The sequence below is a fragment of the Streptomyces sp. NPDC048516 genome, assembly GCF_043199875.1.
In the GTDB taxonomy this organism is placed as follows: Bacteria; Actinomycetota; Actinomycetes; order Streptomycetales; family Streptomycetaceae; genus Streptomyces.
The window spans coordinates 44,528-66,593 of the sequence record NZ_JBICWS010000015.1 but is presented as its reverse complement, the minus strand read 5'-3'; the positions used below and the strand labels follow the sequence as shown (position 1 = coordinate 66,593).

Here is a 22,066-nt window from a genome sequence, read left to right as displayed (position 1 = left end):
CGCGGCGCACGCACTTAGTGCGGTCGACCGCATGCGGTAGGTTGGGGGAACCACAAAGGGTCGTAGCTCAATTGGTAGAGCACTGGTCTCCAAAACCAGCGGTTGGGGGTTCAAGTCCCTCCGGCCCTGCTACACGCACTCTCCACCGCAGTGCGTGCACGCGTACGTATGAAATGCACCGCCGTGCGGCTCAACCGGGCGCGGCACGGCCACGACCCGGATTCAGGTGAGGACGAGTGACGGACGCCCTGGGCTCCATCGACATGCCTGAGCGCGGTCGTTCCGAGGACGACACCGCGGAATCCCAGAAGAAGCCCCGCCGTGGCGGCAAGCGCGGCAAGAAGGGCCCCTTCGCGCGCCTCGCGCTCTTTTACCGCCAGGTCGTGGCGGAACTCCGCAAGGTCGTCTGGCCCACGCGTAGCCAGCTGTCGACGTACACCAGTGTGGTGATCGTCTTCGTTGTCATCATCATCGGTCTCGTAACCGTGATTGACTTGGGAATCAACCGAGTCGTCGGGTACGTCTTCGGCTGATCCCGCGGAGGGCGCCTCAGCGGGCGCCCCTTTCGCATGTTCAACCCCTTGAAGCCAGGAAGAAGCAGCCACCGTGTCTGACCCGAACCTGAACGACGCCGCCGACTCCGCAGAGCCGGCAGCGGCCGACGTTGACGCGGCTGCCTCGGCCGAGGTCGAGGGCGACGACACCGCGCTTGAGATCGTCGAAGCCGCCGACGAGGTCGACGAGCTCGACTCCGAGGACGCCGCCGCCGGCGAGCCCGCCGAAGAGGCTGCGGTGCACGTCGAAGAGGACGCCGAGGCCGCCGCCGAGGTCGCCGAGGACGAGGAGCCGGAGCCGGTCGACCCGGTGGCCGCCCTCCGTGACGAGCTCCGTGGCCTGCCCGGTGAGTGGTACGTCATCCACACCTACGCCGGTTACGAGAACCGCGTGAAGACCAACCTCGAGCAGCGTGCCGTCTCGCTGAACGTCGAGGACTTCATCTTCCAGGCCGAGGTGCCGCAGGAAGAGGTCGCGCAGATCAAGAACGGCGAGCGCAAGACCATCCGCCAGAACAAGCTCCCGGGCTACGTTCTGGTGCGCATGGACCTGACGAACGAGTCCTGGGGCGTCGTCCGCAACACCCCGGGCGTCACCGGCTTCGTCGGCAACGCCTACGACCCCTACCCGCTGACGCTGGACGAGATCGTCAAGATGCTCGCCCCGGAGGCCGAGGAGAAGGCCGCCAAGGAGGCCGCCGCGGCCGAGGGCAAGCCGGCGCCGTCGCGCAAGGTCGAGGTCCAGGTGCTGGACTTCGAGGTGGGCGACTCCGTCACCGTCACCGACGGCCCGTTCGCGACGCTGCAGGCGACGATCAACGAGATCAACGCCGACTCGAAGAAGGTCAAGGGCCTCGTCGAGATCTTCGGTCGCGAGACCCCGGTCGAGCTCAGCTTCGACCAGATCCAGAAGAACTAGGTTCTTCCGGACCACCAGCCGAACCGACAGGTCAGACGGGCTCACAGCCGGTCTGACCTGCTCGGTTTTTGGCCGCACGACGATACCCGTTATCGTGGTGCGGTATGCCTCCATCCGGATGACCGGATGGATCGGCGAAACCTCTCACTAGGACCCGGAGAGAGCATGCCTCCCAAGAAGAAGAAGGTCACGGGGCTTATCAAGCTCCAGATCAGCGCCGGCGCCGCAAACCCGGCTCCGCCGGTCGGCCCCGCGCTGGGCCAGCACGGCGTCAACATCATGGAGTTCTGCAAGGCCTACAACGCCGCGACCGAGTCGCAGCGTGGCATGGTCGTGCCGGTGGAGATCACGGTCTACGAAGACCGTTCCTTCACCTTCATCACCAAGACCCCGCCGGCCGCGAAGCTCATCCTGAAGGCCGCGGGCGTGGAGAAGGGCTCCGGCGAGCCGCACAAGACCAAGGTCGCCAAGATCACGCGCGACCAGGTCCGTGACATCGCCACCACCAAGATGCCCGACCTGAACGCCAACGACCTGGACGCCGCCGAGAAGATCATCGCCGGCACCGCCCGCTCCATGGGCATCACGGTCGAGGGCTGATCTCAGCCCCTCAGGCACCACCCGTGGCAGGACCAGGCGCTGGTCCGCACCACGACTCCACCCCACTGCATCAGGAGCAGAAGTGAAGCGCAGCAAGACTCTTCGCAACGCGGACGCGAAGATCGACCGGGAGCGCGTGTACGCCCCCCTCGAGGCCGTCCGTCTCGCCAAGGACACCGCGTCCGTCAAGTTCGACGCGACCGTCGAGGTCGCCATGCGTCTGGGTGTCGACCCGCGCAAGGCGGACCAGATGGTCCGTGGCACCGTGAACCTCCCGCACGGCACCGGTAAGACCGCCCGGGTCCTGGTCTTCGCGACCGGTGACCGTGCAGCGGCCGCGGAAGCCGCCGGCGCCGACATCGTCGGCTCGGACGAACTGATCGACGAGGTCTCCAAGGGCCGTCTGGACTTCGACGCCGTCGTCGCCACCCCGGACCTCATGGGCAAGGTCGGCCGCCTCGGCCGCGTGCTCGGTCCGCGTGGTCTGATGCCGAACCCGAAGACCGGCACCGTCACCCCGGATGTCGCCAAGGCTGTCACCGACATCAAGGGCGGCAAGATCGAGTTCCGCGTGGACAAGCACGCGAACCTCCACTTCATCATCGGCAAGGTCTCCTTCGACGAGACCAAGCTGGTGGAGAACTACGCCGCGGCGCTCGAGGAGATCAACCGCCTCAAGCCGTCCGCCGCCAAGGGCCGCTACATCAAGAAGGCGACCGTCACCACCACGATGGGCCCCGGCATCCCGCTGGACGCCAACCGCACCCGCAACCTCCTCGTCGAGGACGAGGCCGTCTGATCTCCCTGATCGACGCCTCGTAGCGCGTGATGCACGCGTCAGGCCCCGTTCCTCCCTGCGGAGGGACGGGGCCTGACGCATGTGCGGTCAGTGGCCTGCACTACAGTCGCCCCGAGGTCGACAGAGACGATGCAAGGGGGAGCCTCACATGCGTAGCACGCGTATAGCCGCCGCCGTGGCGGGTGCCGTGATTCTGGTGGGCGGTCTGAGCGCCTGCAACGACAACGACGGCGGCAAGGCGTCCGGAGGCGGGAGCAGCAGCACCGGCGGCAGCGACGCGGGTGGGAAGCAGGACCCGGCGCAGAACCCGGCGGACGCGCTGAAGGCCGCCCAGCAGGCGACCAAGGCCAAGAAGACCGCGAAGATCGACGGCTCCACGACCTCGACCTTGCTCGGCAAGCAGATGAAGCAGTCCACCAAGGGCGACCTGGACTGGTCGCAGGGCATGCGGATGAACGTGGAAAACACCATGGACCTCGGCGGGGGCTCCGGTAAGCCGGCCAAGCCGGTCAAGGCGGTCTACGCCGAGGACGCCGTGTACATCAACATGGGCGCCGCCATGCCCGGTGGCGGCGGCAAGCCCTGGACGAAGTACTCGTACAGCGTCCTGTCGAAGAGGCTGGGCGGCTCGGGCACCGTGCTCCAGGAAGCGCTGCAGAACGCCGACCCGAGCCAGCCGATCGAGCTGCTGGCCGCCTCGGGCTCGGCCAAGGCCGTCGGCAAGGAGGACGTCAACGGCGTCCAGGCGACCCACTACACCGGCACCCTCAGGCTGGACCAGCTGAGCGGCAAGCTCGGCAAGGACCTCCGCGACATGATCCGCAAGCAGCTCGCGAAGGGCGGCGCGAAGAGCGAGCAGCTCGACGTCTGGATCGACTCGAACAACCTGCTGGTCAAGAAGCAGGAGAAGCTCGGCGGCAAGCAGCCCAGCGACTCCACCGTGCTCTACACGGGCTACGGCAGCAAGGTCGATGTGACCCCGCCGCCGGCGAGCCAGACGTCGACCGCGCCCGGCGCCTGACCGGTACCGCGCACGTGTGACGGCGTGGGCGGGGGCCCTGCGATGTCCCCGTCCACGCCGATTTGCCTGAGCGCACCCCGCTCCCGTATCTTTTCCCGGAAGCCAAAGACCGCTGGTTGTCTCTGCGCGTCCGGTCCCGGACGTGTGGTGGCCGAAGGATCCGCTAGCTGCGGACGGCCTGCGCAGGTGTGTATGGATGAACTCCCGGACGGATTCCGATCCTCTCCGGTTGAGTACGCCCCGTGCGCCTGCGCCGGGGCGTTTGTTTTGCCCAGCCCCTTCTGCGCGGTCCTCATCACCCGGAAGGAGGCCGAGGCTCATGGCGACGTCTGACAAGAACGCAGCCGTTGCGGAGATCACGGGGAAGCTCCGTGACTCCCACGCAGCTGTTGTGACTTCTTACACCGGACTGAGTGTGGCGCAGCTCAAGGAGCTGCGTCGTTCTCTCGGCGAGAACGCTCAGTACCGTGTGGTGAAGAACACGCTGACCAAGATCGCGGCCAAGGAGGCCGGGATTCAGCTGGACGAGCACCTCAAGGGCTCGACCGCTGTCGCCTTCGTGACCGGTGACCCGGTCACGGCGGCGAAGGGTCTCCGTGACTTCGCCAAGGAGAACCCCGCTCTCGTCATCAAGGGCGGTGTCCTTGACGGCAAGGCGCTGACCGCCGACGAGATCAAGAAGCTTGCGGACCTCGAGTCCCGCGAGGTTCTGCTCGCCAAGCTGGCGGGTGGCATGAAGGCGTCCATGGCCAAGGCCGCGGCGACCTTCCAGGCCCCGCTCACGAAGTTCGCCCGCACCGCGGACGCGCTTCGCAGCAAGGTCGAGCAGGGCGGTGCCGGTACGCCGGCTCCCGCCGAGGCTGCCGAGTAACCACTCGTCTGCCCAGCGGGCCCGTACGCCCGCCATTCATGTACATCCGGCACCAGCCGAATTAGTGGAAGGACCGCCACCATGGCGAAGCTCAGCCAGGAAGACCTGCTCGCGCAGTTCGAAGAGATGACCCTCATCGAGCTCTCCGAGTTCGTGAAGCTCTTCGAGGAGAAGTTCGACGTCGAGGCTGCCGCCCCGGTCGCCGTTGCCGCCGCCGGCGCCCCGGGTGCCCCGGCCGCCGCCGAAGCCGATGAGCAGGACGAGTTCGACGTCATCCTCACCGGTGCGGGCGACAAGAAGATCCAGGTCATCAAGGTCGTGCGTGAGCTGACCTCCCTGGGCCTGAAGGAGGCCAAGGACCTCGTCGACGGCACCCCGAAGCCCGTCCTCGAGAAGGTCGCCAAGGACGCCGCCGAGAAGGCCGCCGAGTCCCTCAAGGGCGCCGGCGCCTCCGTCGAGGTCAAGTGACCCCACTGAGTCTCTGACTCACGTCCAGGGCGCCTGAGGCGCTGCGGACACCAGCCAAGGGCGATCACCCATGCGGGTGGTCGCCCTTCGGCGTGCTCGTCACGGCTGCGTTCTCTCGCGCCTGCGTGCGAGTATGGTGATCATCGTTGCCCGGACGTGCCCCCATGTGACGATCTCCCTGAGGTGGGGGGCCTTGACGAACCGGACGCGGCGCGCAATTCTCGGGACGCGACGCAGAAGCGATCCAGGGTTCGAGGCATGGATCGCCGACGAAGAGGGAAGCATCGGTGTGCGCCACTGGCGCAGGGCTTTCGGCAGGCGCAGGGCAATGGGCGTAGAGAAGAACAACGAGGAGTTCCTCCGGTGTGGAGGACATGGCCTCCCGGAGGGAGAAGATCGGTATCACGGCGTTGAACCGGTCTCCGGAAACTCGCTCTGGACATCAGTGTGCCAAGTGGCTACACTGACCCTTTGCGCTGCCTGTTAGCTGCTCCCTGCCCGTCACCAGGGGCATACCCGAGCCCGAGCAAAGCTGGATGATCTGCCCTGACCTGGGCTTTCCCTCAGTCTGTTCGGTTCGGGACCGGTACGCGCGTAGTGAGTCCGAGCCCTCGGAAGGACCCCCTCTTGGCCGCCTCGCGCAACGCCTCGACTGCCAATACGAACAACGGCGACAGCACCGCCCCGCTGCGCATCTCTTTTGCGAAGATCAAGGAGCCCCTCGGGGTTCCGAACCTCCTTGCGCTGCAGACCGAAAGCTTCGACTGGCTGCTCGGCAATGCCGCATGGAAGGGTCGCGTCGAGGCTGCGCTGGAGAGTGGGCAGGAAGTCCCCACCAAGTCCGGTCTGGAAGAGATCTTCGAAGAGATCTCCCCGATCGAGGACTTCTCCGGGTCGATGTCGCTGACGTTCCGCGACCACCGCTTCGAGCCCCCGAAGAACTCCATCGACGAGTGCAAGGAGCGCGACTTCACGTACGCGGCTCCGCTCTTCGTCACCGCTGAGTTCACGAACAACGAGACCGGCGAGATCAAGTCCCAGACGGTCTTCATGGGCGACTTCCCGCTCATGACGAACAAGGGCACCTTCTGCATCAACGGCACCGAGCGTGTCGTCGTCTCGCAGCTGGTGCGCTCGCCGGGTGTGTACTTCGACAGCTCCATCGACAAGACGTCCGACAAGGACATCTTCTCCGCCAAGATCATCCCGTCCCGGGGTGCCTGGCTGGAGATGGAGATCGACAAGCGCGACATGGTCGGTGTGCGCATCGACCGCAAGCGCAAGCAGTCCGTGACCGTTCTGCTCAAGGCTCTCGGTTGGACGACCGAGCAGATCCTCGAGGAGTTCGGCGAGTACGAGTCGATGCGCGCCACCCTGGAGAAGGACCACACCCAGGGCCAGGACGATGCGCTGCTCGACATCTACCGCAAGCTGCGTCCGGGCGAGCCGCCGACCCGCGAGGCCGCGCAGACGCTGCTCGAGAACCTTTACTTCAACCCCAAGCGCTACGACCTCGCGAAGGTCGGCCGCTACAAGGTCAACAAGAAGCTCGGCGGCGACGAGCCGCTGGACGCCGGTGTGCTGACCACCGATGACGTCATCGCCACGATCAAGTACCTGGTCAAGCTGCACGCCGGCGAGACCGAGACGATCGGCGAGAACGGCACGGAGATCGTCGTCGAGACCGACGACATCGACCACTTCGGCAACCGTCGTCTGCGCAACGTCGGCGAGCTCATCCAGAACCAGGTCCGTACGGGTCTCGCCCGTATGGAGCGTGTCGTGCGCGAGCGCATGACCACCCAGGACGTCGAGGCGATCACGCCGCAGACCCTGATCAACATCCGGCCGGTCGTCGCCTCCATCAAGGAGTTCTTCGGCACCAGCCAGCTGTCCCAGTTCATGGACCAGACCAACCCGCTGTCGGGTCTGACCCACAAGCGCCGTCTCTCGGCGCTGGGCCCGGGTGGTCTCTCCCGTGAGCGGGCCGGCCTGGACGTCCGTGACGTGCACCCCTCGCACTACGGCCGCATGTGCCCGATTGAGACCCCTGAAGGTCCCAACATCGGTCTGATCGGCTCGCTGGCCTCCTACGGCCGGGTCAACGTCTTCGGCTTCATCGAGACGCCGTACCGCAAGGTCGTCGACGGCCAGGTCACGGAGGAGGTGGACTACCTCACCGCTGATGAGGAGGACCGCTTCCTGATCGCCCAGGCCAACGCGAAGCTCTCCGAGGACATGCGGTTCTCCGAGCAACGTGTCCTGGTCCGCCGTCGTGGCGGCGAGGTCGACCTGGTCCCCGCCGACGAGGTCGACTTCATGGACGTCTCGCCGCGCCAGATGGTGTCGGCCGCGACCGCCATGATCCCGTTCCTCGAGCACGACGACGCCAACCGTGCGCTCATGGGCTCGAACATGATGCGCCAGGCCGTTCCGCTGATCAAGGCGGAGTCGCCGCTGGTCGGCACCGGCATGGAGTACCGCTGCGCGGTCGACGCCGGTGACGTCATCAAGGCGGAGAAGGACGGTGTGGTCCAGGAGGTCTCCGCGGACTACATCACCGTCGCCAACGACGACGGCACGTACACCACGTACCGCGTCGCCAAGTTCACCCGCTCCAACCAGGGCACCTCCTTCAACCAGAAGGTCGTCGTGGACGAGGGCGCGCGGGTCATCGAGGGCCAGGTCCTCGCCGACGGTCCGTCCACGGACGAAGGCGAGATGGCGCTCGGCAAGAACCTGCTCGTGGCGTTCATGCCGTGGGAGGGCCACAACTACGAGGACGCGATCATCCTGTCGCAGCGCCTCGTGCAGGACGACGTCCTCTCCTCGATCCACATCGAGGAGCACGAGGTCGACGCCCGTGACACCAAGCTGGGCCCCGAGGAGATCACCCGGGACATCCCGAACGTCTCCGAGGAGGTCCTCTCCGACCTCGACGAGCGCGGCATCATCCGTATCGGTGCCGAGGTCGTGGCCGGCGACATCCTCGTCGGCAAGGTCACGCCCAAGGGTGAGACCGAGCTGACCCCCGAGGAGCGCCTGCTCCGCGCGATCTTCGGCGAGAAGGCGCGCGAGGTGCGCGACACCTCGCTGAAGGTGCCGCACGGTGAGATCGGCAAGGTCATCGGCGTCCGCGTCTTCGACCGCGAAGAGGGCGACGAGCTGCCCCCGGGCGTGAACCAGCTGGTCCGCGTCTACGTCGCCCAGAAGCGCAAGATCACCGACGGTGACAAGCTCGCCGGCCGTCACGGCAACAAGGGCGTCATCTCGAAGATCCTGCCGGTCGAGGACATGCCGTTCCTGGAGGACGGCACCCCGGTCGACATCATCCTCAACCCGCTGGGTGTCCCGTCCCGAATGAACCCGGGACAGGTCCTGGAGATCCACCTCGGCTGGCTCGCCAGCCAGGGCTGGAAGGTCGAGGGTGTCGAGGAGGAGTGGAAGAAGCGTCTCCACTCGATCTCCGCCGACGAGGTCGCCGCCGGCTCCAACGTCGCCACCCCGGTGTTCGACGGTGCGCGCGAGGACGAGATCTCCGGTCTCTTCGAGTCGACGATCCCCAACCGTGACGGCGAGCGGATGGTCAAGGGCTCCGGCAAGGCGCGGCTGTTCGACGGCCGCTCCGGTGAGCCGTTCCCGGACCCGATCTCGATCGGGTACATGTACATCCTCAAGCTGCACCACCTGGTCGACGACAAGCTGCACGCGCGTTCGACCGGTCCGTACTCGATGATCACCCAGCAGCCGCTGGGTGGTAAGGCTCAGTTCGGTGGCCAGCGCTTCGGTGAGATGGAGGTGTGGGCGCTTGAGGCTTACGGCGCCGCCTACGCCCTCCAGGAGCTGCTGACGATCAAGTCCGACGACGTGACCGGCCGCGTGAAGGTCTACGAGGCCATCGTCAAGGGCGAGAACATCCCCGAGCCCGGCATTCCCGAGTCCTTCAAGGTGCTCATCAAGGAAATGCAGTCCCTGTGCCTCAACGTGGAGGTGCTGTCCTCGGACGGCATGTCCATCGAGATGCGCGACACCGACGAGGACGTCTTCCGCGCAGCGGAGGAGCTCGGCATCGACCTGTCCCGGCGCGAGCCGAGCAGCGTCGAAGAGGTCTGACGGGAGTCCGGCCGGGGAGCCAGCGATGGCTCCCCCGGCCGGCCCCAGGACCCCCGTTTCAGACCCCAAGACTTACAACCCTGAGAGGGATTGACGCATAGTGCTCGACGTCAACTTCTTCGATGAGCTCCGGATCGGTCTGGCTACCGCTGACGACATCCGTCAGTGGAGCCACGGCGAGGTCAAGAAGCCCGAGACCATCAACTACCGCACGCTCAAGCCCGAAAAGGACGGACTCTTCTGCGAGAAGATCTTCGGTCCGACCCGGGACTGGGAGTGCTACTGCGGTAAGTACAAGCGCGTCCGCTTCAAGGGCATCATCTGCGAGCGCTGCGGCGTCGAGGTCACTCGCGCCAAGGTGCGCCGTGAGCGGATGGGCCACATCGAGCTGGCCGCTCCCGTCACCCACATCTGGTACTTCAAGGGCGTGCCGAGCCGGCTGGGCTACCTGCTGGACCTCGCGCCCAAGGACCTCGAGAAGGTCATTTACTTCGCCGCCTACATGATCACGTGGGTGGACGAGGAGCGCCGGACGCGCGACCTGCCCTCGCTGGAGGCGCACGTCTCCGTCGAGCGCCAGCAGATCGAGCAGCGCCGCGACTCCGACCTGGAGGCCCGCGCCAAGAAGCTCGAGACCGACCTGGCCGAGCTGGAGGCCGAGGGCGCCAAGGCCGACGTGCGCCGCAAGGTGCGCGAGGGCGCCGAGCGTGAGATGAAGCAGCTGCGCGACCGTGCGCAGCGCGAGATCGACCGTCTCGACGAGGTCTGGAACCGCTTCAAGAACCTCAAGGTCCAGGACCTGGAGGGCGACGAGCTGCTCTACCGCGAGCTGCGGGACCGCTTCGGCACGTACTTCGACGGCTCCATGGGTGCCGCTGCCCTGCAGAAGCGCCTGGAGACCTTCGACCTCGACGAGGAGGCCGAGCGCCTCCGCGAGATCATCCGTACCGGCAAGGGCCAGAAGAAGACCCGTGCGCTCAAGCGCCTCAAGGTCGTCTCCGCCTTCCTGCAGACCCGCAACAGCCCCAAGGGCATGGTGCTGGACTGCATCCCGGTGATCCCGCCGGACCTGCGTCCGATGGTGCAGCTGGACGGTGGCCGCTTCGCGACCTCCGACCTCAACGACCTGTACCGCCGTGTGATCAACCGCAACAACCGCCTCAAGCGTCTCCTTGACCTCGGTGCCCCCGAGATCATCGTGAACAACGAGAAGCGGATGCTGCAGGAGGCCGTCGACGCGCTGTTCGACAACGGCCGCCGCGGTCGCCCGGTCACCGGTCCCGGTAACCGCCCGCTGAAGTCCCTCAGCGACATGCTGAAGGGTAAGCAGGGCCGCTTCCGTCAGAACCTGCTCGGTAAGCGAGTCGACTACTCGGCGCGTTCCGTCATCGTCGTCGGCCCGCAGCTCAAGCTGCACCAGTGCGGTCTGCCCAAGGCCATGGCGCTGGAGCTCTTCAAGCCGTTCGTGATGAAGCGCCTGGTGGACCTCAACCACGCGCAGAACATCAAGAGCGCCAAGCGCATGGTCGAGCGCGGCCGCACGGTCGTCTACGACGTGCTCGAAGAGGTCATCGCCGAGCACCCGGTGCTGCTGAACCGTGCACCCACCCTGCACCGTCTGGGCATCCAGGCCTTCGAGCCGCAGCTGGTCGAGGGCAAGGCCATTCAGATTCACCCGCTCGTCTGCACCGCGTTCAACGCGGACTTCGACGGTGACCAGATGGCCGTCCACCTCCCGCTGTCCGCGGAGGCCCAGGCCGAGGCCCGCATCCTGATGCTGTCCTCGAACAACATCCTCAAGCCGGCCGACGGCCGTCCGGTCACCATGCCGACCCAGGACATGGTGCTCGGTCTCTTCTTCCTCACCACGGATGAAGAGGAGCGCAAGGTCATCGGTGAGGGCCGGGCGTTCGGCTCGACCGCCGAGGCGATCATGGCGTTCGACGCCAACGAGCTCTCGCTCCAGGCGAAGGTCGACATCCGCTTCCCGATCGGCACCGTCCCGCCCCGCGGCTGGACCCCGCCGGTCCCGGAGGAGGGCGAGCCCGAGTGGCAGCAGGGTGACAGCTTCCGGCTGCGGACGACCCTGGGCCGCGCGCTCTTCAACGAGCTGCTGCCCGAGGACTACCCGTTCGTCGACTACTCGGTGGGCAAGAAGCAGCTCTCCGCGATCGTCAACGACCTGGCCGAGCGCTACCCCAAGGTCATCGTGGCGGCGACGCTCGACAACCTGAAGGCGGCCGGCTTCCACTGGGCGACCCGTTCCGGCGTCACCGTCGCCGTCTCGGACATCGTCGTGCCGGAGGCCAAGAAGGCCATCGTCGCGGGCTACGAGGCCCAGGACGAGAAGGTCCAGAAGCAGTACGAGCGCGGTCTGATCACCAAGGACGAGCGCACGCAGGAACTCATCAACATCTGGACCAAGGCGACCAATGAGGTCTCCGAGGCGATGAATGAGAACTTCCCCAAGACGAACCCCATCTTCATGATGGTTGACTCGGGTGCCCGAGGAAACATGATGCAGATGCGGCAGATCGCCGGTATGCGTGGTCTGGTGTCGAACGCCAAGAACGAGACCATCCCGCGTCCGATCAAGGCGTCGTTCCGCGAGGGTCTGTCCGTGCTGGAGTACTTCATCTCCACCCACGGTGCCCGTAAGGGTCTGGCGGACACCGCCCTGCGTACCGCCGACTCCGGTTACCTCACCCGTCGTCTGGTCGACGTCTCCCAGGACGTCATCATTCGCGAGGAGGACTGCGGCACGGAGCGCGGCCTCAAGCTGCGGATCGCCTCGAAGGACGCCGCGGGTGTCCTGCGCAAGGCGGACGACGTCGAGTCCAGCGTCTACGCACGCATGCTGGCCGAGGACGTCGTCGTCGACGGCAAGGTCGTCGCGCCGGCCAACGTCGACCTCGGTGACGTGCTCATCGACGCGCTGGTCAACGCGGGCGTCGAGGAGGTCAAGACCCGCTCGGTCCTGACCTGTGAGTCCGCGGTCGGCACCTGTGCCTTCTGCTACGGCCGCTCGCTGGCCACCGGCAAGCTGGTCGACATCGGTGAGGCGGTCGGCATCATCGCCGCCCAGTCCATCGGTGAGCCCGGCACCCAGCTGACGATGCGTACCTTCCACACCGGTGGTGTGGCCGGTGACGACATCACCCTGGGTCTGCCGCGTGTCGTCGAGCTCTTCGAGGCCCGTACGCCCAAGGGTGTCGCCCCGATCTCGGAGGCGGCCGGCCGCGTCCGGATCGAGGAGACCGAGAAGACCAAGAAGGTCGTCGTCACCCCGGACGACGGCAGCGACGAGATGGCCTACGGCGTCTCCAAGCGTGCCCGTCTCCTGGTGGGCGAGGGCGACCACGTCACGGTCGGCCAGCCGATGACCGTGGGTGCCGTCAACCCGCACGACGTGCTGCGGATCCTCGGCCAGCGTGCCGTCCAGGTCCACCTGGTCGGCGAGGTCCAGAAGGTCTACAACAGCCAGGGCGTGGCGATCCACGACAAGCACATCGAGATCATCATCCGGCAGATGCTGCGCCGTGTGACGATCATCGAGTCCGGCGACGCGGAGCTGCTGCCGGGCGAGCTGGTGGAGCGCACGAAGTTCGAGGGCGAGAACCGTCGCGTCGTGGCGGAAGGCGGCCACCCGGCCTCCGGCCGTCCGCAGCTGATGGGTATCACCAAGGCTTCGCTGGCCACCGAGTCCTGGCTGTCGGCGGCGTCCTTCCAGGAGACGACCAGGGTCCTGACCGACGCGGCGATCAACGCCAAGTCGGACTCCCTGATCGGCCTCAAGGAGAACGTCATCATCGGTAAGCTCATCCCGGCCGGTACGGGCCTGTCCCGTTACCGCAACATCCGGGTCGAGCCCACCGAGGAGGCGAAGGCCGCGATGTACTCGGCCGTTGGTTACGACGACATCGACTACTCGCCCTTCGGCACCGGCTCCGGCCAGGCGGTCCCGCTGGAGGACTACGACTACGGTCCGTACAACCAGTAAGCCTGGTTCGTACGACAGCAACAGGGCGGCCATCCCTCGCGGGGTGGCCGCCCTGCGGCGTTGTCCGGCCTCTCCCGCAGGGTTGGGGGCCGCACGGCGGAACTTGTCCTCCCATTGCTGCGTCTGTGATGAGAAGATGGGGAGAACTGTCGAGCGGGGGAGGTTCGCGAAGTGGCATTCCAGCCGTGGCAGGGCGGGCAGCCGGCTCAGCCGTCGCATCAGGTGCCGGCGATGCGCGCCTCGCACGCTGATCGCGAGCGGGCGGTCGATGTGCTCAAGGCGGGTTTCGCCGAGGGGCGGCTGCAGCAGCCGGAGTACGAACAGAGGATAGGGCGGGCCTACGAGGCGCAGACCCACGCCGAGCTGCAGATGCTGGTCGCGGATCTTCCGCAGGGACCGGTACCGCAGGCTCAGTTCCAGCCGCAGCGGCCGATGGTGCCGGCGACGTTCATGCCGATGCCGATGCAGATGCCGGCTCCGGTGCACACCAACAGTTCGGCGACGGGCGCGCTTGTCTGCGGGATCATGACGCCGGTGACCTGGGGGCTGACGGCGATTCCCGCGGTGATCCTGGGGCACAAGGCACGCGCCGAGATCCGCCGCACCGGCGAGCGCGGCGACGGCCAGGCCACCGCGGGGCTGGTGCTGGGCTGGCTGGCGATCGGTGGCTGGGCGCTGTTTCTGCTGGTCTTCGTGCTGTCGGCGGCGGCCAACCTCTGAGTGGTCCGCGGCCCGGACGGCAGGCGGCCGCGGCGGTGGCGCAGGGGCGGCGGCAGCGGGGCGGTGCCTTCTTCCGTACGGTCGCTGATCGCACTACGGTGGCCGCAACGCCGTGAGGAGTCCGGCGTGTCCTTCGCGTGTGCATTTGTTTTGACCGCAGCCCATGCGGTAGGTACGCTCTGACCTTGTGCCTGGGGTGTCCCTGGGCTGCCGTGCGCGCAATTCTCCACAGCCTCAGGCCTGGAGGGTCACAGCACGGAAGCCGGGTTTTGACACCGCAATCTGCCGCCTCACTCGTTCCAGCGAGGGACCGGACTGCAGTATTCGACACACCCGACCGCGTGGGTCGGAGATGTTCCAGGTTAGCTTTACCGAGACTGGCACACAGAAACCGGAGAAACGGTGCCTACGATCCAGCAGCTGGTCCGCAAGGGCCGGCAGGACAAGGTCGAGAAGAACAAGACGCCCGCGCTCGAGGGTTCCCCCCAGCGCCGTGGCGTCTGCACGCGTGTTTTCACGACCACCCCGAAGAAGCCGAACTCGGCCCTGCGTAAGGTCGCGCGTGTGCGTCTGACCAGCGGGATCGAGGTCACCGCTTACATTCCGGGTGAGGGCCACAACCTGCAGGAGCACTCGATCGTGCTCGTGCGTGGTGGTCGTGTGAAGGACCTGCCGGGTGTTCGGTACAAGATCATCCGAGGCTCCCTCGACACGCAGGGCGTCAAGAACCGCAAGCAGGCTCGCAGCCGCTACGGCGCCAAGAAGGAGAAGTAAGAATGCCTCGTAAGGGCCCCGCCCCGAAGCGCCCGGTCATCATCGACCCGGTCTACGGTTCTCCTCTGGTGACCTCCCTCATCAACAAGGTGCTGCTGAACGGAAAGCGCTCCACCGCCGAGCGCATCGTTTACGGCGCCATGGAGGGTCTGCGCGAGAAGACCGGTAACGACCCGGTCATCACGCTCAAGCGCGCGCTCGAGAACATCAAGCCGACCCTTGAGGTCAAGTCCCGCCGTGTCGGTGGCGCGACCTACCAGGTCCCGGTCGAGGTCAAGCCCGGCCGTGCCGGCACCCTCTCGCTGCGCTGGCTCGTGGGCTACTCCCGCGCCCGCCGCGAGAAGACCATGACCGAGCGCCTCATGAACGAACTGCTGGACGCCTCCAACGGCCTCGGCGCTTCGGTCAAGAAGCGCGAGGACACGCACAAGATGGCCGAGTCCAACAAGGCCTTCGCGCACTACCGCTGGTAGTCGCAACCCACATCGAGACCGAGAGAAGATTGAGCCACTATGGCCACCACTTCGCTTGACCTGGCCAAGGTCCGCAATATCGGGATCATGGCCCACATCGACGCGGGCAAGACGACCACCACCGAGCGGATCCTGTTCTACACCGGTGTTTCGTACAAGATCGGTGAGGTCCACGACGGCGCTGCCACGATGGACTGGATGGAGCAGGAGCAGGAGCGCGGCATCACCATCACGTCTGCCGCGACGACCTGCCACTGGCCGCTGGAAAACGTCGACAACACCATCAACATCATCGACACCCCGGGCCACGTCGACTTCACGGTCGAGGTGGAGCGCTCGCTGCGCGTCCTGGACGGTGCGGTGACGGTGTTCGACGGCGTTGCCGGTGTCGAGCCCCAGTCCGAGACCGTCTGGCGTCAGGCGGACCGCTACGGCGTTCCGCGTATCTGCTTCGTCAACAAGCTCGACCGTACGGGCGCCGAGTTCCACCGCTGCGTCGACATGATCGTGGACCGCCTGGGCGCGACCCCGATCGTGATGCAGCTGCCGATCGGCACCGAGGCGGACTTCAAGGGCGTCGTCGACCTCGTCACCATGAAGGCCCTGGTCTGGTCGGCCGAGGCTGCCAAGGGCGAGATGTACGACACCGTCGACATCCCGGACACGCACATCGAGGCTGCCGACGAGTGGCGCGGCAAGCTGCTCGAGGCCGTTGCCGAGAACGATGAAGAGATCATGGAGCTGTACCTGGAGGGCCAGGAGCCCACCGTGGAGCAGCTCTACGCGGCGATCCGCCGGATCACCATCGCTTCGGGCAAGGCCGAGAACACCACCGTGACCCCGGTGTTCTGCGGTACCGCGTTCAAGAACAAGGGCGTCCAGCCCCTGCTCGACGCGGTCGTGCGCTACCTCCCCTCCCCGTTGGACGTCGAGGCCATCGAGGGCCACGCGGTCAACGACCCGGAAGAGGTCATCAAGCGCAAGCCGTCCGAGGACGAGCCGCTGTCCGCTCTTGCGTTCAAGATTGCGAGCGACCCCCACCTGGGCAAGCTCACCTTCATCCGCATCTACTCGGGCCGCCTCGAGGCCGGCTCGCAGGTGCAGAACTCGGTGAAGGGCAAGAAGGAGCGCATCGGCAAGATCTACCGGATGCACGCGAACAAGCGTGAGGAGATCGAGTCGGTGGGTGCCGGTGACATCGTCGCCGTCATGGGTCTGAAGCAGACCACCACCGGTGAGACCCTCTGCGATGCCGGCAAGCCGGTCATCCTGGAGTCGATGGAGTTCCCGGCCCCGGTCATCCAGGTCGCCATCGAGCCGAAGTCCAAGGGCGACCAGGAGAAGCTGGGTGTCGCCATCCAGCGGCTCGCCGAAGAGGACCCCTCGTTCCAGGTGCACACCGACGAGGAGACCGGCCAGACCATCATCGCGGGTATGGGCGAGCTGCACCTCGACGTGCTGGTCGACCGTATGAAGCGTGAGTTCCGGGTCGAGGCCAACGTCGGCAAGCCGCAGGTCGCGTACCGCGAGACCCTGCGCAAGCCGGTCGAGCGTCTTGACTACACGCACAAGAAGCAGACCGGTGGCTCCGGCCAGTTCGCGAAGGTCCAGATCGCGATTGCGCCGCTCGAGGGCGACGGGTACGAGTTCGAGAACAAGGTCACCGGTGGCCGTATCCCGCGGGAGTACATCCCGTCCGTGGACGCGGGCTGCCAGGAGGCCATGGAGTTCGGTGTTCTCGCCGGCTACCCGCTGACCGGCGTCAAGGTCACCCTCCTCGACGGTGCCTTCCACGAGGTCGACTCGTCGGAAATGGCCTTCAAGATCGCCGGTTCGATGGCCTTCAAGGAGGCCGCGCGCAAGGCCTCCCCGGCCCTGCTCGAGCCGATGATGAAGGTCGAGGTCACCACGCCCGAGGACTACATGGGCGACGTGATCGGCGACATCAACTCCCGCCGTGGACAGATCCAGTCCATGGAGGAGCGCAGCGGCGCCAAGCTCGTCACGGGCCTGGTCCCCCTGTCGGAGATGTTCGGCTACGTCGGAGACCTCCGCAGCAAGACCTCGGGTCGCGCAAGCTACTCGATGCAGTTCGACTCCTACGCCGAGGTTCCCCGGAACGTCGCCGAGGAGATCATCGCGAAGGCCAAGGGCGAGTAGGTCCGTCTCCCGAGAGTCGGAACACGCTTTAGGCTTGACACCGTCTGATGGGGTAATCCCCGCAACCGTGAGGATTGCCCCGTCAGCCGGCATCCCAGCAAAGATCACCTGGCGCCGATGAGTAAGGCGTACAGAACCACTTCAGGAGGAACCAGTGGCGAAGGCGAAGTTCGAGCGGACTAAGCCGCACGTCAACATCGGCACCATCGGTCACATTGACCACGGTAAGACGACCCTCACGGCCGCCATTACCAAGGTGCTGCACGACGCGTACCCGGAGCTCAACGAGGCCTCGGCCTTCGACCAGATCGACAAGGCTCCCGAGGAGCGCCAGCGCGGTATCACGATTTCGATCGCGCACGTCGAGTACCAGACGGAGAACCGTCACTACGCCCACGTCGACTGCCCCGGTCACGCGGACTACATCAAGAACATGATCACGGGTGCGGCGCAGATGGACGGCGCCATCCTCGTGGTCGCCGCCACCGACGGCCCGATGCCGCAGACCAAGGAGCACGTGCTCCTGGCCCGCCAGGTCGGCGTTCCGTACATCGTTGTCGCCCTGAACAAGGCCGACATGGTGGACGACGAGGAGATCCTGGAGCTCGTCGAGCTTGAGGTCCGTGAGCTCCTCTCCGAGTACGAGTTCCCCGGCGACGACGTTCCGGTCGTCAAGGTCTCGGCGCTCAAGGCGCTCGAGGGCGACAAGGAGTGGGGCGACTCCGTCCTCAAGCTCATGGCCGCCGTCGACGAGTCGATCCCGCAGCCCGAGCGCGACGTCGACAAGCCGTTCCTGATGCCGATCGAGGACGTCTTCACGATCACCGGCCGTGGCACCGTTGTCACCGGTCGTATCGAGCGTGGTGTCCTCAAGGTCAACGAGACCGTCGACATCATCGGCATCAAGACCGAGAAGACCACCACCACGGTCACCGGTATCGAGATGTTCCGGAAGCTCCTCGACGAGGGCCAGGCCGGTGAGAACGTCGGTCTGCTGCTTCGCGGTATCAAGCGCGAGGACGTCGAGCGCGGCCAGGTCATCATCAAGCCGGGTTCGGTCACGCCGCACACCTCGTTCGAGGCCCAGGCGTACATCCTGTCGAAGGACGAGGGTGGCCGCCACACCCCGTTCTTCAACAACTACCGCCCGCAGTTCTACTTCCGTACCACGGACGTGACCGGCGTCGTGACCCTCCCCGAGGGCACCGAGATGGTCATGCCGGGCGACAACACCGAGATGTCGGTCGAGCTGATCCAGCCGGTCGCCATGGAGGAGGGCCTGAAGTTCGCCATCCGTGAGGGTGGCCGGACCGTCGGCGCCGGCCAGGTCACCAAGATCAACAAGTAATTCCGTTGATCCGGTTGATCCGGTCGTAGCTCCCCGGAGCTCACAAGGAGCCCCGTTCACCCTCGGGTGGGCGGGGCTCCTTGACGTTCGGGTGAGTGTCTTCGGCGGGTCAGGAGAGGTATTCCTCGATGGGCTGAAGGCGCACCGTATGCAGGTTGGAAAACGCTTCGTGCATTCCTTTTCCTGCGTAGTAGGTGCCGGAATGGTGCAGGTAAGACATCCGCTCATCGAGGTCCAGCACCACGAGTCCGTTCTCGATTCTTTCCCGGCCGATGAGGAAGGCAGACTGCTGCGTACCGTCCATGATCTTGGAGTTCTGCCCGGCCTTAGCCTGCAGAATTTTGCGTAGGTGTTGAAGCGGTCCGCGTGTCCGGCGGCGGGGAAGAAGGGCACGTCCAGGAACCCGTACGAGCGCAAGAAGGCCTCCGCTTCCGGGAAGAGTCCGAGATGGCAGCCGTGTGTCGCCGGGTCGGTAAGGACGAACTCCGTCAATTCCCTGCCCCTTTCGGAGGCGTCGCGATCGGGAGGTCATCCCGCGTAGCCAAAGAGCTGCTCTATCGCTGCCCTGCTCCGTCAATGGGCCGCCATGGTGAAGGCGGTCAGGGCTGCTACTGCCATGGTGAGTGCGCCGGCGACCGTGGACAGCAATGCGGCGTTGCCGGCTGACTGCCGCACGTCCCAGGAACCGTCCGGGGAGACGGCTACGGCGGGAAAAGGGCGCAGAGGGTGTCGAGGTTCGCCGCCACCGGCGCAGCGGCGCTGATTGCGGCCCCCACGGCTTCCCTGCGGCTTCGGCGGTGACCGGCGGAGGCCCGGTGGGGGTGTCGGACGGCGGGCCGGTGAGTTCGCGACGCGCGCCGCGGCCGCGCGGGCGCCGTTCTGTCCGGCGGTCGGGTAGTGTCTCCCGCTTCAGTTGGCCAGTTCCGTGGCCTGTATGGCACACTGTCCAGGTTGCTCGGTTGAGTGCCGATGCTGCGCGCCTCCCGCCGGGAGGACCGGAAGCGAGTCCCAGGTATTCGTCGTCCCTTCTCAGGGTCGGAAATACGGGAATCTTCCGGGAAGCTCAGCGGGGTGCCTCGGCCAGGCGCCCGGTGGGTGTCCTACCCCCACGCATTCCTTCCAGAGGGATCCTCCTTGTGGGGATTTACCGGAAGGCGCGCGACACGCCCGACCGCGGGGGTCGGAGGTAGGGCGGTGCTCCTCACGGAGCACAGCACGCCGGGTCCCAGAGCGTTTACGAGAGACAGGACTACGAAGTAGCCATGGCGGGACAGAAGATCCGCATCCGGCTCAAGGCCTACGACCACGAGGTCATCGACTCCTCGGCGAAGAAGATCGTCGAGACGGTGACCCGTACTGGTGCGTCGGTCGCGGGCCCGGTGCCGCTGCCCACTGAAAAGAACGTGTACTGCGTCATCAAGTCGCCGCACAAGTACAAGGACGCGCGCGAGCACTTCGAGATGCGCACGCACAAGCGCCTGATCGACATCCTCGACCCGACGCCCAAGACCGTTGACTCGCTGATGCGCCTGGACCTTCCGGCCGGCGTTGACATCGAGATCAAGCTCTGAGAGGCGCGGAAGAGATGGCTAAGCAGATCAAGGGCATCCTGGGCGAGAAGCTCGGCATGACCCAGGTCTGGGACGAGAACAACCGTGTCGTCCCGGTCACTGTGGTCAAGGCCGGCCCCTGTGTCGTTACCCAGGTGCGCACCAATGACCAGGACGGCTACGACTCCGTCCAGATCGCCTTCGGCGAGATCGACCCGCGCAAGGTGAACAAGCCCCTCAAGGGCCACTTCGCGAAGGCCGACGTCACCCCCCGTCGCCACCTCGTCGAGGTCCGTACCACCGATGCCGGTGAGTACACCCTCGGCCAGGAAGTGACCGCTGAGACCTTCGAGTCCGGCGTCAAGGTGGACGTGACCGGCAAGAGCAAGGGCAAGGGCTTCGCCGGTGTCATGAAGCGTCACGGCTTCCATGGCGGCAAGGCCTCCCACGGTGCCCACCGCGTGCACCGTAAGCCTGGCTCCATCGGTGGCTGCGCCACCCCGGGCCGCGTGTTCAAGGGCATGCGGATGGCCGGCCGTATGGGCAATGAGCGGGTCACCACCCAGAACCTGACCGTCCACGCCGTTGACGCGGAGAAGGGTCTGCTGCTCATCAAGGGCGCAGTTCCTGGTCCGAACGGCGGCCTCGTCCTGGTCCGTACCGCGGCCAAGGGGGCCTGAGGTAACCGATGAGCACCATTGACATCCTTTCGCCGGCAGGCGACAAGGCCGGTACCGTCGAGCTCCCCACGGAGATCTTCGACGCCAAGGTCAGCGTTCCGCTGATCCACCAGGTCGTTGTCGCACAGCTGGCCGCTGCCCGTCAGGGCACGCACAAGACCAAGACTCGCGGCGAGGTCCGCGGCGGTGGCAAGAAGCCGTACCGCCAGAAGGGCACCGGCCGCGCGCGCCAGGGTTCGACCCGTGCGCCGCAGTTCGCCGGCGGTGGCATCGTCCACGGCCCCGTGCCGCGTGACTACAGCCAGCGGACCCCGAAGAAGATGAAGGTTGCCGCCCTGCGCGGTGCCCTCACCGACCGGGCCCGCAACTCCCGCATCCACGTCGTTTCCGGCGTGGTCGAGGGTGCGACCTCCACCAAGGCCGCCAAGGCTCTTCTCGGCAAGGTCAGCGAGCGCAAGAACGTGCTCCTGGTCGCCGAGCGCAGCGACGAGGCCGCGTGGCTGTCCGCCCGCAACCTGCCCCAGGTTCACATCCTGGAGCCGGGCCAGCTGAACACGTACGACGTGCTCGTCTCCGACGACGTGGTCTTCACCAAGGCCGCCTTCGAGTCCTTCGTGTCTGGCCCCAAGGCCGCTGAGACCGAAGGGAGCGACGCCTGATGACTGAGGCCGTCGTCACCAGCAAGACCTTCTCGGACCCGCGTGACGTGCTCGTCAAGCCGGTTGTCTCGGAGAAGAGCTACGCCCTGCTGGACGAGAACAAGTACACGTTCATCGTCGCGCCGGGCTCGAACAAGACCCAGATCAAGCAGGCCGTCGAGGCGGTCTTCTCGGTCAAGGTCACCGGGGTCAACACGATCAACCGGCAGGGCAAGCGCAAGCGCACCCGCACCGGTTACGGCAAGCGTGCGAACACCAAGCGCGCCATCGTGACCCTCGCCGAGGGCGACCGTATCGACATCTTCGGCGGCCCGGTCTCCTAAGGGAGTCCGAGTCGTCCGGAATCGGACGAGGACT

At 66.1% G+C, this 22,066-nt stretch carries 19 protein-coding genes and 1 tRNA gene; 19 read left to right on the top strand and 1 reads right to left on the bottom strand.

Annotation, left to right across the window (positions count from 1 at the left end; translation table 11 throughout):
- Positions 1-56: 56 nt before the first annotated feature.
- The 15 genes from ACGFR7_RS27060 to tuf all read left to right on the top strand — a co-directional run bounded on the left by ACGFR7_RS27060 (position 57) and on the right by tuf (position 18,820).
- Positions 57-129: transfer RNA gene (locus tag ACGFR7_RS27060), tRNA-Trp, on the top strand.
- A 107-nt stretch (positions 130-236) separates the two neighbouring features.
- Positions 237-533, top strand: coding sequence for a preprotein translocase subunit SecE (gene secE, locus ACGFR7_RS27055; RefSeq protein WP_042155825.1), 297 nt, complete (start codon positions 237-239; stop codon positions 531-533).
- 73 nt (positions 534-606) lie between these two features.
- Positions 607-1,473: a transcription termination/antitermination protein NusG gene (gene nusG / locus ACGFR7_RS27050; RefSeq protein ID WP_393324235.1), complete on the top strand. Its 867-nt coding sequence runs from the start codon at positions 607-609 to the stop codon at positions 1,471-1,473.
- Between the two features lie 165 nt (positions 1,474-1,638).
- Complete coding sequence (rplK, locus tag ACGFR7_RS27045; RefSeq protein ID WP_030074757.1) at positions 1,639-2,073, top strand: 50S ribosomal protein L11; 435 nt, start codon at positions 1,639-1,641, stop codon at positions 2,071-2,073.
- 82 nt (positions 2,074-2,155) lie between these two features.
- The gene (rplA, locus tag ACGFR7_RS27040) at positions 2,156-2,872 is read left to right on the top strand and encodes a 50S ribosomal protein L1 (RefSeq protein ID WP_088798416.1); all 717 of its coding nucleotides are present in this window, start codon (positions 2,156-2,158) and stop codon (positions 2,870-2,872) included.
- Between the two features lie 148 nt (positions 2,873-3,020).
- On the top strand, positions 3,021-3,893 hold the full coding sequence (locus ACGFR7_RS27035; RefSeq protein ID WP_393324231.1) for a hypothetical protein: 873 nt from the start codon (positions 3,021-3,023) through the stop codon (positions 3,891-3,893).
- A gap of 319 nt (positions 3,894-4,212) precedes the next feature.
- Entirely contained in the window at positions 4,213-4,764 is a 552-nt protein-coding gene (rplJ, locus tag ACGFR7_RS27030; RefSeq protein ID WP_350251619.1) for a 50S ribosomal protein L10, read from the top strand.
- Positions 4,765-4,845: 81 nt separating this feature from the next.
- Positions 4,846-5,232, top strand: a complete 387-nt coding sequence (gene rplL / locus ACGFR7_RS27025) for a 50S ribosomal protein L7/L12 (protein WP_393324228.1) — start codon at positions 4,846-4,848, stop codon at positions 5,230-5,232.
- Positions 5,233-5,859: 627 nt separating this feature from the next.
- Entirely contained in the window at positions 5,860-9,345 is a 3,486-nt protein-coding gene (gene rpoB, locus ACGFR7_RS27020; RefSeq protein ID WP_393324225.1) for a DNA-directed RNA polymerase subunit beta, read from the top strand.
- A 100-nt stretch (positions 9,346-9,445) separates the two neighbouring features.
- The gene (locus ACGFR7_RS27015) at positions 9,446-13,345 is read left to right on the top strand and encodes a DNA-directed RNA polymerase subunit beta' (RefSeq protein ID WP_393324222.1); all 3,900 of its coding nucleotides are present in this window, start codon (positions 9,446-9,448) and stop codon (positions 13,343-13,345) included.
- Positions 13,346-13,576: 231 nt separating this feature from the next.
- A complete protein-coding gene (locus tag ACGFR7_RS27010) occupies positions 13,577-14,065 on the top strand; it encodes a DUF1707 and DUF4190 domain-containing protein (protein WP_393324537.1) in 489 nt (162 codons plus the stop codon).
- A gap of 402 nt (positions 14,066-14,467) precedes the next feature.
- Positions 14,468-14,839: a 30S ribosomal protein S12 gene (rpsL, locus tag ACGFR7_RS27005; RefSeq protein WP_003948652.1), complete on the top strand. Its 372-nt coding sequence runs from the start codon at positions 14,468-14,470 to the stop codon at positions 14,837-14,839.
- A 2-nt stretch (positions 14,840-14,841) separates the two neighbouring features.
- Positions 14,842-15,312, top strand: coding sequence for a 30S ribosomal protein S7 (gene rpsG / locus ACGFR7_RS27000; RefSeq protein ID WP_085925683.1), 471 nt, complete (start codon positions 14,842-14,844; stop codon positions 15,310-15,312).
- Between the two features lie 39 nt (positions 15,313-15,351).
- Positions 15,352-17,472, top strand: coding sequence for an elongation factor G (fusA, locus tag ACGFR7_RS26995; protein WP_393324219.1), 2,121 nt, complete (start codon positions 15,352-15,354; stop codon positions 17,470-17,472).
- 154 nt (positions 17,473-17,626) lie between these two features.
- Complete coding sequence (tuf, locus tag ACGFR7_RS26990; RefSeq protein WP_129295742.1) at positions 17,627-18,820, top strand: elongation factor Tu; 1,194 nt, start codon at positions 17,627-17,629, stop codon at positions 18,818-18,820.
- Between the two features lie 109 nt (positions 18,821-18,929).
- Here tuf and ACGFR7_RS26985 read toward each other — a convergent pair whose 3' ends face one another.
- Positions 18,930-19,124, bottom strand: coding sequence for a hypothetical protein (locus ACGFR7_RS26985; protein WP_393324216.1), 195 nt, complete (start codon positions 19,122-19,124; stop codon positions 18,930-18,932).
- A 958-nt stretch (positions 19,125-20,082) separates the two neighbouring features.
- Between ACGFR7_RS26985 and rpsJ the strand changes: the two genes are divergently transcribed.
- Genes rpsJ through rplW form a run of 4 tightly spaced genes read left to right on the top strand, consistent with a single transcriptional unit; the run spans position 20,083 to position 22,032 of the window.
- Positions 20,083-20,391 (top strand): 30S ribosomal protein S10, encoded by a 309-nt coding sequence (rpsJ, locus tag ACGFR7_RS26980; RefSeq protein WP_014054162.1) that lies wholly within the window; start codon positions 20,083-20,085, stop codon positions 20,389-20,391.
- Between the two features lie 14 nt (positions 20,392-20,405).
- The gene (gene rplC, locus ACGFR7_RS26975) at positions 20,406-21,050 is read left to right on the top strand and encodes a 50S ribosomal protein L3 (RefSeq protein WP_030986140.1); all 645 of its coding nucleotides are present in this window, start codon (positions 20,406-20,408) and stop codon (positions 21,048-21,050) included.
- Positions 21,051-21,058: 8 nt separating this feature from the next.
- The gene (gene rplD, locus ACGFR7_RS26970) at positions 21,059-21,709 is read left to right on the top strand and encodes a 50S ribosomal protein L4 (RefSeq protein ID WP_393324213.1); all 651 of its coding nucleotides are present in this window, start codon (positions 21,059-21,061) and stop codon (positions 21,707-21,709) included.
- The gene (gene rplW, locus ACGFR7_RS26965) at positions 21,709-22,032 is read left to right on the top strand and encodes a 50S ribosomal protein L23 (RefSeq protein ID WP_006604875.1); all 324 of its coding nucleotides are present in this window, start codon (positions 21,709-21,711) and stop codon (positions 22,030-22,032) included. The genes rplD and rplW overlap by 1 nt, the downstream gene beginning before the upstream one ends.
- Positions 22,033-22,066 lie beyond the last annotated feature (34 nt).